Genomic DNA, 16,062 nt, shown 5'->3' on the forward strand with positions numbered 1-16,062 from the left:
TGCAACCATGTTTACCGGTATCGTGCAGGGCATTGCCACGGTGGAATTACTGATCGCCCGGCCCGGGCTGACCACCTTTGTCATCCGTTTTCCGGGGGGCAGTCTGGAAGGTGTCGCCATTGGCGCGTCCGTAGCGATCAATGGCACCTGTCTGACCGTCACCGCCCAGGAGGACCACCGACTCTGGTTCGATGCCATGCAGGAGACCCTGCGCCTGACCACACTGGGGCAGCTTGCCCAAGGCAGCCAGGTCAATTTTGAGCGCGCCGCCCGCATCGGTGACGAGATCGGCGGGCACCTGCTCTCCGGCCACATTCACTGTACCGCCCGGGTGACTGGCCGGGAACAACCGGAGAACAATTGCACGCTCTCCTTCGAGGTGCCGGAAGACTGGCAGAAATACCTCTTCCCCAAGGGTTACATCGCCATTAACGGCGCCAGCCTGACCATCGGGAATGTGGAAAGCTGTCGCTTCAACGTTCATTTGATTCCGGAAACCCTGCGGGCCACAACCTTCTCTGATATACAGGAGGGCGACCTGGTCAACATCGAGGTGGACAGCCAGACCCAGACCATTGTCGACACCCTGGCCAGGATGGGTTACGAGCGTCCACCGGCATGACGCGGGCCGGAGCAGCGGAACACCACGAAACGGGGGGACGCCTGCAATTGCTCCACCCCGGTGAAAAACTGGCGCAGACTGCGGTGATAACCTAGGTGGCGATTACCCACCATCAGTAACTCACCGTCGTGTGCCAGGTGCCGGGATGCTTGCTCGAATAATCGCAGCGCAATGTGATCCCCCACAGCGCCGCCCTCATGGAAGGGCGGGTTCAGCAATATCAACCGGAAGGGACCTGACTGGACCGGAACACCGTCACTGTGGAAATACCGACACCGGTCATCGTCAATATTCACCCCGGCGGCGGTAACATTGGTCCGTGCGCTGACAATTGCCTGGGACGAAATATCCGCAAAGCTGACAGCAAGGTCCCTGCGCTCAGTCATCGCTGTCAGCCCGAGCAGGCCGTTGCCGCAGGCCAGGTCCAGTACGGGGGCCTCCTGAGGCAGCGACGAAACCGTCTCCCGGATGAAAGGCAGTAACTCCCGGCTACCAACGTCGAGTCGGTCACGGGCGAAAACCGCCGGTAATCCCATTACCGGTGCCGGCAGGTCCTGGAGGGTATAGCCGCGCCATAGCCGGTCCCAGCCCGCAAGGGTCGGGGCACCACGCCGGCACAGAACCAGGCGGGCCTTCTTCTTCGCCGGCAGCACGGCTTCGGTTTCCACCAGTTCCTGGTAGAGCTTTACGGCCTGGTCCGGCAGGTGCTTGATCATCCCCCCGGTCAGCAGCCAGCCATGGGGGGCAAGCACCTGGTTGCACCAACGCAGCAGGAACGCCAGGTATTCCAGCTGCCGGGGCACCTTGAGGATCACTGCATCATACAAGCCCTCCCCTGGCGCAGTGCCGGTGGCAGGGTCGCCATCTGCCAGCACCCGTTCCCAGCTGACGACCCGGGGCACCGGCAAGCCATTGGCGGTGGCGTTCTGTGCAAGGCCTTCCCCCAGCGCCGCGCTGTCAGCCACCACGTCCGGCCCATAGCTGGCCATCCCCAGGGACAGGGCACCGAAACTGTCATCCACCACGGCCACCCGCTGTCCCGGCACCAGCCTGGAGAGCGCTTCAGCCACCAGCTGTTCGTCGGCGGCATCCCAGGCTCTCAGGCTACGGCCGCCCCGATGGGGCCGGTTCAGAATCAATGGGGATTCCCCTGCCCTGAACAGGGCCTCCCGGTCGGAGCGGCTCAACGTACCCTGCTCCTGTCCCGTCCCCTGGCCGGTTTCTCACGGAAGGCCTGGTACACGGTATAGCGCCGGTCTTCCGACAACACCTTACAGGGACCAATAGATGCTTCGATCAGCCCCCGATAGGGCAGGAACCGATTGGCCACCAGCCGAAGTTCCCCACCCGGTTGCAGGTGGCGCCGGACCTGCTCGAGAAAGGCCTCGGTCATGGAGGTATCCGTACGAACGCCGCTATGGAAGGGGGGATTGGTAACGACCGCCTGGTAAAGGCCCAGGTCTTCCGGCAGGCCATCGCTGGCGACTATGGTTCCATTGGCGTTATTGCGGTCATAGGTCTGGCGGGCACAGAAAACCGCCTGGGCCTGGACATCAACACCGTCCACAGGGCCCTGGCCAGGCGAACGTGCCTGGAGCCAGGCACCGATAACACCCGCACCGCAGGCAAAGTCCAGCACCGGTCCGCCGACCGGGATCTCAGCCAGGGACTCCAGTAGCCGGGCGGTGCCTTCATCCAGGCGACCGTCGCTGAAGATCCCGGGCAATCCGGCGACGGCTATCTGCGTGCCTGCGCAGGCAACCTCATGCCACTGCAGCCATTGGCTCAGGTCAAAGCGCTCACTTGCCCCTGGCAGCCGTGCCGTCCACACCTGGCAGTGCCGGGCGCTATCCACCTTTTGCGCATCCGGTGCCAGGCCCAGCAGCTGCCGCGCGGCGCCGGCAATGCCTTCGCGCTTTTCACCCACCAGCACCACCTGCCCCTGCGCTGACAGCAGGTACCGGGCCAGGGAGAGATACAGGTTCAGGGTGTCGCGGGCCTTGGGCACGAAGATCACCAACGTGTCCAGCGAGCCCTGATCCGTTTCAGGGGCCTGGTAGCCAAACAGCACACGGCAGCCACCGCGTCGCTCCAGTCCGGCCGCTACGCCGGCATGCTCGGTAATCACCAGGGGCTCGTCACCGGGGGGCAGTGCGGGCAGTTCAGGAATGAGCAAACCCAGCAACCCTGTGCGGCCTGTGAGCAGGCTGGAATTTCGCTCCAGCGCCGCCAGGGCATTGCGCCCCCCGGCCTCGTCCCGGTTGGTTGCCTTTCTTGCCGTCATGTCCTTCCCCCAGCCAATGTTTCAGGTGGGGCGAATTGAACGGCATTCAGCAGAGAATCGCAACATCCGTCGGTATCTCCTCCTCCGTGTTCGGGGAGGAGGAGACCCTGGCTCATTCCGCCAGCGGCGCGTGTATGCTGCTTTGCGCCAGGTCCAACAGCTCCCTCAGGGCCACCGAGAACATGGCATATTCGGGCTGGCGCGCGCCCTTGAGTTCCGCCAGCATGCTCTTCCACCGATGGATCATGGTGCCGTGCTGGGCCATCCAGCTTTCCACGCACTCATCCACCTTGTGGTAGTCATCTGCCATTCTCAGTACACCCGTTGTCAGCGCGCGCTGTTGCCAGTCCAGGTCCTCACGGAAGCTCTCCCGGGCCAGGGCCTGCCAGTGGGAGGCCGGCTTGAGGTTGGCAATGGCAGAAGCGAACCAGTTCAGGTCCAGCCGCTCGCCGAGGGTGTAGTAGAGGTTGGCCACCGTCTTGAGGGGCACACCTGCCGACTCCTGGGCCTCGATAATGCCAAGGGCGGAATAGAGATAGGAACTGCCGGATACCACCGCTGCCAGGTCGGCCGGTACCCCCTGTTTTTCCAGTTTTTCCAGCTCGTCCTTCCAGTCTTTTTCGGCACCCTGCCCCAGGTAGTCCGGCAGGTTGGCGGAAATCCTGGCAATGCTGTCAGTAAACCGGTCCAGGTGGGACTGGATATTGAGCTCGCTGCGACGATTCCTCAGCAGCCAGCGCACCGCCCGGCGAACCAGGCGCATGAGATCGTTCATCAGGCTGATCTGCAAGCTGGCCGGTACCTGGTAGTCCAGTTCCTCGATTTTGCGCCACCAGGTGTCCAGACTGAACACATCCCGGGCGATGATCCAGGCCAGGGCGATGGCCGGGGCATCAGCGCCGGTGGACTGGATCAGCCGGTCCACAAAGGTGATTCCCATGTGGTTGATCATGTCATTGGCTATCTGGGTAGCAATGATTTCCCGGCGCAGCTGGTGGGCCTCCAGCTCGGCCGGAAATTTCTCGACCATTGGCCGCGGGAAGACCTTGTACATCTCCGAGACAAGCAACGGATCATCTGGCAGGTCACTGTCGATCAGGACCTGTTTCAGGTCACCCTTCACATAGGAAATCAGCACCGCCAGTTCCGGTCGCGTCAGGCCCTTGCCCGCGGCCTTGCGCTCCTCCAGTGCTTCGTCATCGGGCAGGAACTCGAGTTCACGGTTAAGCTTGCCGTCGGCTTCGAGGCCATTAATCAGGCGCCGGTACTCCTCCATACGGCCGGCCGCCTCCTCATTGGCCACACTGAGCGCCTGGGTCTGGCGGTAGTTGTTGGCCAGCACCAGGTCGGCGACCTCCTCGGTCATCTCCTCGAGCATGCGGTTACGCTGCTTCTCCGTGAGGTCACCGGCAACCACAACCCTGTTAAGCAGGATCTTCATGTTTACTTCGTGGTCGGAACAGTCCACGCCACCGGAGTTATCGATAAAGTCCGTGTTCAGACGACCACCGTTGAGGGCGAACTCCATTCGCCCCAACTGGGTCATGCCCAGGTTGCCCCCTTCACCGACAATTCGGCAATGCAGGTCGCGCCCATTAATCCGCAGGCCGTCGTTGGCCTTGTCACCGACTTCGGCATTGGATTCATGGGCAGACTTCACATAGGTGCCTATGCCGCCAATCCACAAGAGGTCCGCCTGCGCCTTGAGAATGTGGGTGATAAGCATATTCGGCGGCACCCGGTCCGACTTGATGCCCAGCAGTTTCTTCATCTGCGCGCTCACCGGAATGGACTTGGCGCTGCGGCTGAATACCCCGCCGCCTTCAGAAATCAGCGACTCGTCGTAGTCTGCCCAGGATGACCGGGGCATTTCGAACAGACGCTTGCGTTCGGCGAAGCTGCTGGCCGGATCCGGGTCCGGGTCCACGAAGATGTGCATATGGTTGAACGCCGCTACCATCCGTGCCTTGTCAGAGCGCAGCAGACCGTTACCAAACACGTCGCCACCCATATCGCCGATACCGATGACCGAGAAGGTGTCGTTGGCCGGGTTGATGCCAAGCTCCCGGAAGTGACGCTCTACAGACACCCAGGCACCACGGGCGGTAATGCCCATTTTCTTATGGTCATAGCCGTGACTGCCCCCGGATGCGAAGGCATCCCCCATCCAGAAACCGTATTCTGCCGCCAGGCCATTGGCGATATCCGAGAAGGTCGCGGTGCCCTTGTCGGCGGCGACCACCAGGTAGTGGTCATCGCCGTCATGGCGAACCACTTCCCGGGGCGGCTGTATGCCGCTGTCCACCAGGTTGTCGGTAATGTCCAGCAGGCCCCGGATAAACGTCTTGTAGGCCGCGATCCCCTCCGCCTGGAACGCTTCCCGGTCGGACGGGTCCGGCAGGCGCTTGGCGACAAAGCCACCTTTGGCCCCTACTGGCACAATCACCGCATTTTTCACCTGCTGGGCTTTGACCAGGCCCAGTATCTCGGTGCGATAGTCCTCGAAACGGTCAGACCAGCGCAGGCCACCCCTGGCCACCTTGCCCCCCCGCAGGTGAACCCCTTCTACCCGTGGGGAATAGACAAAGATCTCGAACATCGGCAGCGGCAGTGGCATGTCCGGGATCTTCGCCGGGTCCAGCTTGACGCTGATGTAGGGTTTGGGCTGGTCGTCACTGCCCCGCTGGAAGAAGTTGGTTCGCAAGGTGGCACGTATCAGCTCCAGGTATAGCCGCAGCACCCTGTCCTCACTGAGGTTCTCCACCTCATCCAGGCCGGCATTGAATTCCAGCTCCAGCTTCTGTTGGGCGGCCTCGCTCTTGGCCTGGCTTTGCTGGCGACCCGGGTTCAACCGGGTATCAAACATCTGCAGCACCAGGTTCGCCAGTCCGACATGGTTCACCAGGGTAGTGGCGATAAATGACTGACTGTTACTGAAGCGAATCTGCCGCATATACCGGGCATAGGTACGCAGGATGGCAATATCACGCCAGCCCATATAGGCCGCCAGCAACAACCGGTTGAAAGCGTCGTTCTCGGCTTCTCCGAACCAGACCCGTTCGAACAGCTCCTCGAAAATCGGCCGGATTCGGTGGATGTCCACCGTTGTACCGGAGCGCGCCTGGAGCGAGAAATCATGGATCCATACCACCTTTCCGTCATGGTCCACGATTTCAAACGGATGCTCGCCAATCACCCGGAACCCCAGGTTCTCGAAAATCGGCATCACATCGGACAGGGGCAGCTGCTCGGTGGGATTGAACAATTTGAAGTGAACCGTGTTCCCCTCTTCTTCCAGCGCCCGGTAGAAGCTCATGGCCATGGGACGGCCTTCAGACACGGCACAGATATGTTCCAGGTCAATCGCCGCCCGGCGGGGGGAGAACATATCCTGGTAGCTGGCAGGGAAAGCCGATGCGTAGCAGCGCATCAGTTCGTTGCCACGCTCCTCGCCCCAGGTTTCATGCAGTGCCTCCGAGAGGCCCTCTCGCCAGGACTGGGCCAGTTCGATTACCCGTTCCTGGATTTCTGCCACCGGCAGCCGACGGCTGCCTTTACGGGGTACGCGGATCGTAAACTGCACCCGGGCCAACACTGATTCAGAGAAGTGCGTGACAAAGCTGATATCGTCAGCTTCCAGGTGGTCACACAGGACGTTTTCTACCCGTAAGCGAAGCTCGGTGTTGTAGATATCCCGCGGGAAGAAGGCCAGGCAGGTGACAAACTGGCCGTATACGTCCTCACGCATGAACAGGCGGATCTGGCGACGTTCCTGGATGTAGAGTATGTCCAGGGCGGTCTGGTACAGCTCCTCAAGCTCAATCTGGAACAACTCGTCCCGGGGATAGACTGTCAAAATCTGATCCAGCTCCTTGCCGGCATAGTCGTCCTTGAGGAAGCCGGAGCGCTCGACGACGGCCTCGACCTTGCGGCGCAGCAGCGGGATGTCCTCAGGGCGACCACTGTAGGCGCGGGAGGTATAAAGGCCGAGGAAACGCCGCTCGCCAACCACTTCGCCCTTGCTGTTGAATTTTTTCACCGCGATGTAGTCCGGGTAGGCCGGGCGATGCACCCGTGACCGCTGCGCTGACTTGGCGAAAATAAACAGTTCATCGGTACGGGTCATCTGGCTGCGAGTGCGCCGTGGCAGCTCACGCATGGCCACCTTGGCGCTGCGTTCATTGTTCACTCGCAGGATACCCAGTTCGGAATTCTCCACCCGGCAGACATTGGTGCCCTTCTTGTCGCCGACGAAGTCGTACTCGTCATAGCCCAGGAAGGTGAAGTGATCGTCGATCAACCAGTCCACGAAGGCCCTGGCCTCCTCCACGTCATCCGGGGTGATATCGGCAGGCGAGCTGTCCAGTTCACCTGCGATCTCCAGGGCTTTCTGCTTCATGGCGTCAAAATCAGACACCACGATACGCACCTCATGCAGCACTTCCTGCAGCAAGTGCTCCAGGTTGGTCAGGTCCTTCTCGTCGCTGTGGCGGTCGATTTCCAGGACAATAAAGGCTTCGTGGCGGCCACCGTCGCTTTCATCAGGGGCTTCCAGTGACACCAGGCCACCGTCCTTGTCACGTTCCACCGTCAGGATCGAGTGATGGATGGTGTGGGTGCCGATATCCCGCCGGTTGATGGCCATGCGAACCGAGTCAATCAGGAACGGGATGTTTGGATGCAGAATGAAGATAACCGTGTGTGTAGACTGCCAGCCATCGCTTTCCAGGTCAGGATTAAACACACTGACCGGTGTCTTGCCCTCGGGTCGCTGCTGCAGGAACTGCCAGGCCGCCAGCACAGAACCATAGGTATCATGGAATGCCCGGCTGAGCAGTTCATCCAGGGGCAGGTGCATCAGATGTTGACGACTGAAGTGACTGATCCGTTCCGCTTCTTTGTTTGGCAGTTTGCGGAATAATTCCTCGTTCAGCTGCTCGAGGAACTGATCCTTGCTGGTCACGGTCAGGGTATTCATCAATCACCTCTGTAGTTCGGGTGCCCGCCGCGAGCGGCCGGCACTGATGTGAACGAATGGTAACTCCATCATAGTCAAACCCTTGATAATTTGCTGTAAATTCGCGAAAACTTCATACGGTAAAACCGAGATATCCTTACTTCCGGAGTAGTCAGCCCCATGCCTTCCCTGCAACAGATTTTCGGCGAGCTGAAACAGCACCTCGCGGAACGAATCATTGGTCAGCACGCCCTTGTCGAGCGCCTTCTGATCACCCTGCTGGCCGACGGCCACCTGTTGGTTGAAGGCGCACCCGGGCTCGCCAAGACGACCGCCATCAAGGCGCTGGCAGAGCACCTGACCGGCGACTTTCACCGCATCCAGTTCACCCCTGACCTGCTTCCTTCAGACGTAACCGGCAGCGAAATCTTCCGGCCCGAAACCGGTCAGTTCGAGTTCCAGCGCGGCCCGGTGTTTCACAACCTGGTGCTTGCTGACGAGATCAACCGCGCGCCCGCCAAGGTGCAGTCCGCCCTGCTGGAGGCCATGGGAGAACGCCAGGTCAGTGTTGGCATGCGTACCTTTCCGCTACCGGAACCGTTCATGGTCATGGCCACCCAGAACCCCATCGAGCAGGAAGGCACCTACCCCTTGCCCGAGGCTCAGCTGGACCGGTTCCTCATGCACGTTACCATTGGCTATCCGGAGCCAGCGGCCGAACGGAAAATTCTCCACCTTGTGCGTCAGCAGGCACGGACCTCCGGGGCACCCGCCCCCACGCCGGTTACAGCCGACCAGGTCAGTGAGGCACGGATCGCAGTGAGTGACGTATTCATGGCCGATGCGGTGGAAGACTATGTGCTGGCCCTGGTGCTGGCTACCCGTGACCCACAGGCGCTGGACGACGACCTCGGGCGCTGGCTGTCGTTCGGTGTCAGCCCCCGGGCCACCATCGCCCTGGACCGTTGCAGCCGGGCCCTGGCCTGGCTGGATGGTCGTGACTACGTCACACCGGATGACGTGCGGGCCGTGGCTCCGGATGTCATGCGTCACCGGCTTATCCTGACCTTCGAGGCGGAAGCCGCCGGCATAACCCCGGACCAGGCAGTCCAGCGCCTGCTGGAACGGGTTCCGGTGAGCGCCTGAGGAGGCCGGCCGACCATGAGTGTTCTGACCGGCGCCTCACAGCAAGCAGGCCAGCACCGTACCTTTATAGGGCTGGACCAATTGCTACGCCTGCAGGTCCAGGCCCGGACTCTGCAACTGCCCTCGGCACGCCGGGCCCTGCGCCAGCGCCGGGGTGGGCATCATTCGCTGCTGCGGGGCCGGGGCATGTCGCTGGCCGAGATCAGACCCTATCAGCCGGGGGACGATGTGCGCCGGATCGACTGGCGAGTCACCGCACGGCGCCACGAGCCCCATACCCGGGTCTACGAGGAAGAGCGGGAACGCCCGGTACTGGTGCTTTGCGACCTTGGCCCAACGCTGTTCTATGCCAGTGAGGGCAGTTACAAGCAGGTGCGGGTTGCCGAACTGGCTTCGCTGCTTGCCTGGGTCGCCCATGGTTCCGGCGACCAGGCCGGGGGTATCGTATTCGGAGGCGCCATTACGGCGATCCTCCGCCCTGCCCGTCGGCGCCGTTCGGTTATGCAACTGCTGAACGCCCTTGCCTCCAACCAGCGCCGGCAGCCGGCTGCAGACACGACGACCGGATCCGCCCAGCTGAACGCAGCCCTGACCGAGGCGCGGCGCATCGCCCATACCGGCAGTCGGGTGTTTATTCTCAGCGACTTCCTCGACGCCAATGAAGACACCCGGACCTTGCTGGCAGGACTTGCCATGCATAACCAGGTAACGGCAGTCGTCATGACCGATCCGCTGGATGAGCAGCTGCCGTCCGGTGGCCGCTTCGCGGTTTCAGGGCCTGCCGGCACGCTCTGGTTCAACGGCGCGGACCGGGCCCTGCAGCGAGCCTGGCAGGAACAGGCCAGCGCCCGGCGGGCAAACCTGGGCCAGCTGTTCCGGCAGGCTGGCGTCAACGGCCTTACCCTGGGCACCGGGGAAGACCCGGTCACCCTGATGCATGGACTGACATCGGCGGGAGGACGACTGCTGTGATTCCCCACGAGATATTGGCCCAGCTCCATGACATCGAAACCCCGCCACCAGCAGGCCCCTGGCCACCGGCTCCTGGCTGGTGGCTGCTGGGGGGACTGGTCCTGGCGCTCCTGGTCTCGGGTACCTTCATGCTCTGGCGCCGGTATCAACGTACCGCGCCCCGGCGGGAAGCGCTGGCGCAGCTCGCCGCCCATGGCGCCCCCGACCGGGCCGGACCGGACTGGTACGCTGCCCTCAACCGACTGCTGAAACAGACCGCACTGGCCCTATACCCGGAACAGAATCCCGTTGCCCTCAGTGGTGACCAGTGGCGGGATTTCCTGGCCCGCACCTCTGATGTTCCCCGGGACTCCTGGCAGCAACTGGTGAATGCCAGCTATGCGCCAGCCAGTGACCTGGCACCGGACCAGGCACACAAACTGGCTGAACACTGGATACGGAGGCAACCATGGTAACCCTGGCCTGGCCCTGGCTGCTGACCTTGCTGCCACTGCCATGGCTGGTGCGACGGTTGCTGCCGGGGCCTGCCAGCACCGATACGGTGCTGGCGCCGGCCTTGCCGATACAGGCCCGGCTGGCCGGACTGCCCGGGGTCGGCAGCCCGGGCCAGGCCCATCGCCGCTGGCTGAAACTGTTGTTCGCGCTGGCCTGGGCGTTGCTGGTCATCGCCCTGGCCCGTCCGCAGCACGTGGGTGAAAACACCCAGGTGCCGGTCACCGGCCGTGACCTCATGCTGGCAGTGGACATATCACCCAGCATGGAAGAGCGTGACATGGTTATGCAGGGGCGGCCGCTGAACCGACTGGAGGCCCTCAAGGTGGTGCTCGATGACTTCATCAACCACCGTGCAGGCGATCGCATGGGGCTGTTATTGTTCGGAACCGAGCCCTATATCCAGGCGCCACTGACCTTTGATCACAAGACCCTGAGAACCCTGCTGTTCGAGGCTGGCCTTGGCATGGCCGGCCGTGCCACCGCCATCGGCGACGCCATAGGCCTGGCCGTAAAGCGTCTGCGTGATCTTCCCCAGCAACACCGGGTACTCATCCTGCTCACTGACGGTGCCAATACCGCCGGCAACCTCAGTCCGGAGAAGGCCCGGGATATTGCGGCGGACAGCAACGTACGCATTCACACCATCGGCATAGGCGCGGAAACCGCCGTGCGCCAGGGCCTGTTTGGCAGTAGGCGGGTCAACCCTTCCAGTGACCTGGACGAAGGCCTGCTGCGGGACATTGCCGCGGCCACCGGCGGCCAGTATTTCCGCGCCCGCAGTATCGAGGAACTCCAGGGCATCTACCAGGAGATCGACCGCCTGGAGCCTATGGAGCTGGAAAGCAGGAGCTGGCGCCCTGTCACCGACCTCTACGCCTGGCCAGCAGCGGCAGCCCTGACCCTCTGGCTAGCCGTCCTGGCCTTTGCCAGGGTACCGGTACTGGCGGCCAAAGCCTCGCCTGCTGGCTGGAGGCGGTCATGATCGACTTTCAGTTCCTGCGCCCCCTGTGGCTACTGGTGCTACTACTGGTACCGTTATTGATCTGGCTGCAGCGCCATGGCGTCGCCAGTCAGAGCCAGTGGCACCGGGTGATACCGCCGGCACTACTCAAGCCCCTCCTGCCAACCGGTCGTGGTTCCGCGCTTTCCGGAGGCCGCGCCCGGCTGATAGCGCCCTTGTTACTGATGCTGGCCGCCGTCGCACTGGCTGCTCCCTCGTTTCGCTCTGCCCCCTCTCCCCTGCAGCAGCAGGACGACTCACTGGTCGTGGTACTGGACCTGTCACTGTCCATGCTGGCCACTGACGTGGAACCGGATCGGCTGACCCGGGCCACCCGCAAGGTTCGCGATTTACTCGCCACGCGGGAAGGCGCCTATACAGCCCTGGTGGTCTACGCCGCCGATGGTCATGTGGTCACTCCGCTGACCGATGACCGGCGAACCGTTGAAGGCATGCTCAGCGCCCTCGACCCGGTCATCATGCCCGCAGCCGGAAACCGGGCCGACCTGGGCGTTGCCCGGGCCGTCGAGCTGCTGAACCAGGGGGCACCCGGGCGTGGCCGCATCCTGCTCATCACTGACAGCCTGAACCCCCGCTACGCAGACCGGATTCGCCAACAACTGACCGACACACCATGGCAGCTCAATGGCCTGGTGGCAGGCACAGAAAATGGCGCACCCATTCCCCTGCCGGAGCGTGGATTTATCCGCGATGGAGACAACGTGGTTATTACCCGGGCGAGCCTGGATGAACTTCGAAATACCGCCTCTGCCACCGGCGGCGACGCCCTGGAAATGACCACAACCGACGACGACATTACCCGACTGGGATTGCGGGCGAAGGACCACGATAGCTGGCAACAGGCTGCCCGGGAGCGCACCACCGAGCGCCGCCAGGATGACGGCTACTGGCTGCTCTGGCTGACCCTGCCCCTGGCCCTGATTGGCTGGCGCCGGGGGGCACTGGCCCTGGTAGCCTGCAGCCTGTGGTGGACGCCCGCCGGGCCCGCCCAGGCAGCAGACTGGCAGCAACAATGGCAAGGCCTGTGGCAAACCCCGGAACAGAGGGCACCGGAGCTGATCAAGGATAATCCCGCCGAGGCGGCCAGTCAGCTGGACGATCCCCTGTGGCAGGGCACGGCACTGTACCGCGATGGCCAGTACGACGGCGCGGCCAATGCGTTCGCCCGGGATAATTCGGCCACGGCCCACTACAACCGTGGCAATGCCCTCGTCCGTGCCGGCAAGCCAGAGGCCGCCCTGGACGCCTGGCAGGAGGCACTGGCGCGGAACCCGGACCACGAAGGTGCCCAGCAGAACCAGCAAATTGTCCGGCGATACCTGGAGCAACAAGGGCAAAAACAACAACAGCAACAGGCATCCGGAGACAGGCAGAATGGCAGCTCCGGGCAGCAGAACCCGGGGCAAGGTGAAAACGGTCAGGGTGAAGGCACACCACCCGGGGATAGTCAGGGTCAGGGCGGAAAGGGCCGCGGCAACCAACAGGACAGGGCTCAGCCCGGATCAGACCAGTTCGACGGAGCCTCCAGCCCTGACCGGGGCGATACATCGTCCAGCGAAGACGGAGAACCAGGCGATGGCGGTGCCGGTGAGCAGGACGGCCAATCCCACGCCGATGCCCTCAGCCAGTCCCAGGAACAGTGGCTGCGAAGAATACCCGATGACCCGGGTGGGTTGCTCAGGCGCAAGTTCCTGCAGCAATCCCGCAGCCGCAACATACAACCGGACGAGAACGACACACCATGGTAGAACCCACCGCCAGCCTGGCGCGGAGCGCACTGATCGTGCTGCTTGCAAGCCTTTGTGTTGCCCTGGCAAGTTTGCCGGCACAGGCCCGGGCGGAAGAGACCCGGCAGGCGTTCATTGAGCTATCGGCCAGTGACGACGAGCTCTATGTGCAGCAACAGCTGCATCTGCGGGTCAAGCTGTACTACACGAATAACGTAATCCAGGGTCACCTGAACGACCCGGAACACCCGGATGTGGTAATCGAGCAACTCGGAGAACAACGCCAATATCGTGAACTGCTCGGCGGCGAAAGCTACCGTGTGGTTGAACGCAACTTTGTGCTGTTCCCCCAGAAGCCAGGGCAGCTCCAGCTACCCCCCATCGAATTCCAGGGTACTGCCAGGCACCCCCGCGGGCACCAATACCGGGTCAGCCATTCGGCCACCCTGTTCCCGCTGGATATCCGGGACATCCCCGAGAGCTTCAGCGGACGTACCTGGTTGCCTGCCCGGTCCGTGGAGATCCACGAACAAGGGCTGGACCTGGACCGTCCGGTCGAGCCGGGCGAAAATCTCAGCCGCACACTGACCCTCACAGCGGAAGGCCTGCCCGCTACCACCCTGCCTGACCTGGCCCCGCCTTATCCGGACACGCTGCGTGCCTATCCGGAACCCGCCCAGCGGCAGTCCTCTGCGACCGAAGAGGGCGTGCTCGGACAACTGCGGCAGACCGTCGCCCTGGTACCAGTACCCGGACATAACGGGGAAGCCACCCTGCCTGAACTACGGATTCCCTGGTGGGATGTGGAAGAGGACCGGGAGAGGGTTGCGGTATTGCCTGCGCGAACTCTGCGCCTTGCCGGCCCGGTGGGCAAGGCCAATGCCAGGCCTGCAGCATCCGCAACGGACGAGGCGCAGGCCACGGCCACTTCGTCCGCCGACATTCGTAAAGCGGAAGCCGGCCACTGGGTATGGCCACTGATAGCAGCCCTGTTCGCGTTGGGCTGGCTGACCACGGCCGCCGCCTGGTGGCTTCAGCACCAGCGGGCGCGCCGGCGTGCTTCCGCCACTGCCGCACACCCGGAAGAACGGGGTGAAGGCGAACGAAGGTGGTTTGCAAGGGTCTGCGAGCAGTCCCGCTCACTGAACCCGGCCTTTTTTGACAGCTTTCCGGTATGGGCAAGACAGCTCACCGGGCGGCCATCGCCGACGCTGGAGGCCACCCTGGGCCAGCTTGGTGACGAAACACTTCGTCAGCTCATCCAGCAGTGGCAACAGTCTCTGTTCGGGAGGAATGCGGTGCCGGCCCCGGATGGAAAGGCACTGGAGGAAGCCCTGAAAACTACCCGCAAGGCCTGGCAGCAGCGCCGCCACGGAGGCAGCGGCAAACACCGGCTACCCGACTTCTATCCGGAAGGTCTCAGGCCCTGAACGCCACTTATCGTGCCGGCCGGGGGCCTGTCGGCTTTGTCACTTGCTGATCCATGTGCCAGTAATCACTGCGTTCCGTGCAGCTGCTCGTCGATAGTCAGCACCACGGGGTCGCTTTCGTCGCTAACCACCGGTACGGGCTCATCCCGGATACCCTGGTAATCCCCTGGCTGGGGCGTGGCCGAGCCCGACGGACTGATCCGGGCCGCGACCACCACCTCGTCTGCGCCTGAAATGCGGAACTGCGGCGCCATGGCAAGGCGGTCATCCAGGCGGAGTTCCGCAGGCAGCTGCCCTGCCTGAAGCCTGGCCACCGCCAGTGGTGCTGACTGCATATCCGGCGTACGGGCGTAGACGAACAGGGTTGTGTCAGGGTCCACCTGGCCGGCAAACGCCTCGTCAAGCTCTACCCGCACGGTCACGCCACGGTCGGATACCGGTTCGCCGCCGGTCGCCTGCTCACCACGAATGTTTTGCGGCACATCCATACCCAACTGCTGGTAAGCCCGGGCGACGCCTTCGCGAATGGATGGCAGCTGCGGGTGGTCCGGCGCCACCTCGATGATCTTCTCCCAGTGGCGAATGGCGTCCTCGAAGTTGCGCTGCTCGAAGGCATGGATACCCAGCAGGCCAAGGGTATTCACCTCGTCGGGATTGAATTCCCGGGCCCGGTCCATGGCACGGGTAACCTCATCGGTCATCGCCCCCTGGCTTTCAAAAAACCAGGCCTGGGCGGACAGGCCCCAGGCGACGGCCCGGGCATTGTCCGGCCCCGCCACTTCCGCCAGGCGCGCAAAGGCCCTCGCTGCCTCCGGGTAGCGCTCCATGCGCATATAACTGCGGCCCAGCATGGCCCAACCATCGGGATTGTCCGGCTCAGCTTCCAGCCGCTCGGCCAGCTGGCGCGTGAGCTCATTCATCTGGGCCATACGGTCGCCACTTTGATCCAGCGCCTGCATGGCGTGATACTGCTCTACCTTACCCAGCGCACCCCACTCCTGGTACAGGAGGAACACTCCGACAGGCAGCAGCACGATGGCCAATACCACAACGGCCCAGGTACTGCGGCGCCGATGGTCCATTCTCAGGTCGGTCGCGCGCACTTCTGCAGCCGGTTGCTCCTCACCTACATCTTCCAGCATCGCGCCCGCCAGTTCCTCCCGCAGCATGCGGAAGTTTTCCTCGTCGATGGTGCCCTGCTGGTATTCCTCTTCCAGCTCGGACAGGCGGGTACGGTAGGCCAGCAGGTTCTGGTTACGAATGTCCGCCGATACCCGCTTTTCAGGACGGCTGAAAAACAGGGGGTAAAGCACGAAAAGACAGGCCAGGACGATCAATATCGCCGTGATGATCCAGAAGGTATTGGTCATAAAAGTCAGTCAGTTGAATCCGGAAATGGGTTCAGGTG

At 62.8% G+C, this 16,062-nt stretch carries 11 protein-coding genes; 7 read left to right on the forward strand and 4 right to left on the reverse strand.

Annotated features, from left to right (window positions below; genetic code table 11):
- Positions 1 to 7 precede the first annotated feature (7 nt).
- Positions 8 to 622: a riboflavin synthase subunit alpha gene (locus tag MLC59_RS04410; RefSeq protein WP_248231236.1), complete on the forward strand. Its 615-nt coding sequence runs from the start codon at positions 8 to 10 to the stop codon at positions 620 to 622.
- Here the strand turns inward: MLC59_RS04410 and MLC59_RS04415 are convergent.
- From MLC59_RS04415 to MLC59_RS04425, 3 genes are all read right to left on the reverse strand, one after another.
- A complete protein-coding gene (locus MLC59_RS04415) occupies positions 601 to 1,809 on the reverse strand; it encodes a class I SAM-dependent methyltransferase (RefSeq protein ID WP_248231237.1) in 1,209 nt (402 codons plus the stop codon). The two genes, MLC59_RS04410 and MLC59_RS04415, sit on opposite strands and share 22 nt — an antisense overlap.
- Positions 1,806 to 2,906: a class I SAM-dependent methyltransferase gene (locus MLC59_RS04420; protein ID WP_248231239.1), complete on the reverse strand. Its 1,101-nt coding sequence runs from the start codon at positions 2,904 to 2,906 to the stop codon at positions 1,806 to 1,808. The genes MLC59_RS04415 and MLC59_RS04420 overlap by 4 nt, the downstream gene beginning before the upstream one ends.
- Before the next feature lie 112 nt (positions 2,907 to 3,018).
- Positions 3,019 to 7,884, reverse strand: a complete 4,866-nt coding sequence (locus MLC59_RS04425) for an NAD-glutamate dehydrogenase (RefSeq protein WP_248231240.1) — start codon at positions 7,882 to 7,884, stop codon at positions 3,019 to 3,021.
- Positions 7,885 to 8,043: 159 nt separating this feature from the next.
- On the opposite strand from MLC59_RS04425, the gene MLC59_RS04430 reads away from it, so the two are divergent.
- Genes MLC59_RS04430 through MLC59_RS04455 form a run of 6 tightly spaced genes read left to right on the forward strand, consistent with a single transcriptional unit; the run spans position 8,044 to position 14,654 of the window.
- Positions 8,044 to 9,009 (forward strand): AAA family ATPase, encoded by a 966-nt coding sequence (locus MLC59_RS04430; protein ID WP_248231241.1) that lies wholly within the window; start codon positions 8,044 to 8,046, stop codon positions 9,007 to 9,009.
- Between the two features lie 15 nt (positions 9,010 to 9,024).
- A complete protein-coding gene (locus MLC59_RS04435) occupies positions 9,025 to 9,981 on the forward strand; it encodes a DUF58 domain-containing protein (protein WP_248231244.1) in 957 nt (318 codons plus the stop codon).
- Entirely contained in the window at positions 9,978 to 10,436 is a 459-nt protein-coding gene (locus MLC59_RS04440; protein WP_248231246.1) for a DUF4381 domain-containing protein, read from the forward strand. The genes MLC59_RS04435 and MLC59_RS04440 overlap by 4 nt, the downstream gene beginning before the upstream one ends.
- A complete protein-coding gene (locus tag MLC59_RS04445; protein ID WP_248231248.1) occupies positions 10,430 to 11,458 on the forward strand; it encodes a vWA domain-containing protein in 1,029 nt (342 codons plus the stop codon). The genes MLC59_RS04440 and MLC59_RS04445 overlap by 7 nt, the downstream gene beginning before the upstream one ends.
- Positions 11,455 to 13,245, forward strand: coding sequence for a vWA domain-containing protein (locus tag MLC59_RS04450; protein WP_248231250.1), 1,791 nt, complete (start codon positions 11,455 to 11,457; stop codon positions 13,243 to 13,245). Before MLC59_RS04445 ends, MLC59_RS04450 begins: the two co-directional genes overlap by 4 nt.
- On the forward strand, positions 13,239 to 14,654 hold the full coding sequence (locus MLC59_RS04455) for a BatD family protein (RefSeq protein WP_248231253.1): 1,416 nt from the start codon (positions 13,239 to 13,241) through the stop codon (positions 14,652 to 14,654). The genes MLC59_RS04450 and MLC59_RS04455 overlap by 7 nt, the downstream gene beginning before the upstream one ends.
- Positions 14,655 to 14,719: 65 nt before the next feature.
- Here MLC59_RS04455 and ccmI read toward each other — a convergent pair whose 3' ends face one another.
- On the reverse strand, positions 14,720 to 16,024 hold the full coding sequence (gene ccmI / locus MLC59_RS04460) for a c-type cytochrome biogenesis protein CcmI (RefSeq protein ID WP_248231255.1): 1,305 nt from the start codon (positions 16,022 to 16,024) through the stop codon (positions 14,720 to 14,722).
- Positions 16,025 to 16,062 lie beyond the last annotated feature (38 nt).

The organism is Marinobacter bryozoorum, from assembly GCF_023156245.1.
GTDB classification, from domain to species: Bacteria; Pseudomonadota; Gammaproteobacteria; order Pseudomonadales; family Oleiphilaceae; genus Marinobacter; species Marinobacter bryozoorum.

Bases quoted from the DNA above. Each gene is read 5' to 3' on its own strand.
- MLC59_RS04410 (WP_248231236.1), top strand. From the start codon at position 8: ATGTTTACCGGTATCGTGCAGGGCATTGCCACGGTGGAATTACTGATC.
- MLC59_RS04430 (WP_248231241.1), top strand. From the start codon at position 8,044: ATGCCTTCCCTGCAACAGATTTTCGGCGAGCTGAAACAGCACCTCGCG.
- MLC59_RS04450 (WP_248231250.1), top strand. From the start codon at position 11,455: ATGATCGACTTTCAGTTCCTGCGCCCCCTGTGGCTACTGGTGCTACTA.
- MLC59_RS04435 (WP_248231244.1), top strand. From the start codon at position 9,025: ATGAGTGTTCTGACCGGCGCCTCACAGCAAGCAGGCCAGCACCGTACC.
- ccmI (WP_248231255.1), bottom strand. From the start codon at position 16,024: ATGACCAATACCTTCTGGATCATCACGGCGATATTGATCGTCCTGGCC.
- MLC59_RS04420 (WP_248231239.1), bottom strand. From the start codon at position 2,906: ATGACGGCAAGAAAGGCAACCAACCGGGACGAGGCCGGGGGGCGCAAT.
- MLC59_RS04455 (WP_248231253.1), top strand. From the start codon at position 13,239: ATGGTAGAACCCACCGCCAGCCTGGCGCGGAGCGCACTGATCGTGCTG.
- MLC59_RS04445 (WP_248231248.1), top strand. From the start codon at position 10,430: ATGGTAACCCTGGCCTGGCCCTGGCTGCTGACCTTGCTGCCACTGCCA.
- MLC59_RS04425 (WP_248231240.1), bottom strand. From the start codon at position 7,884: ATGAATACCCTGACCGTGACCAGCAAGGATCAGTTCCTCGAGCAGCTG.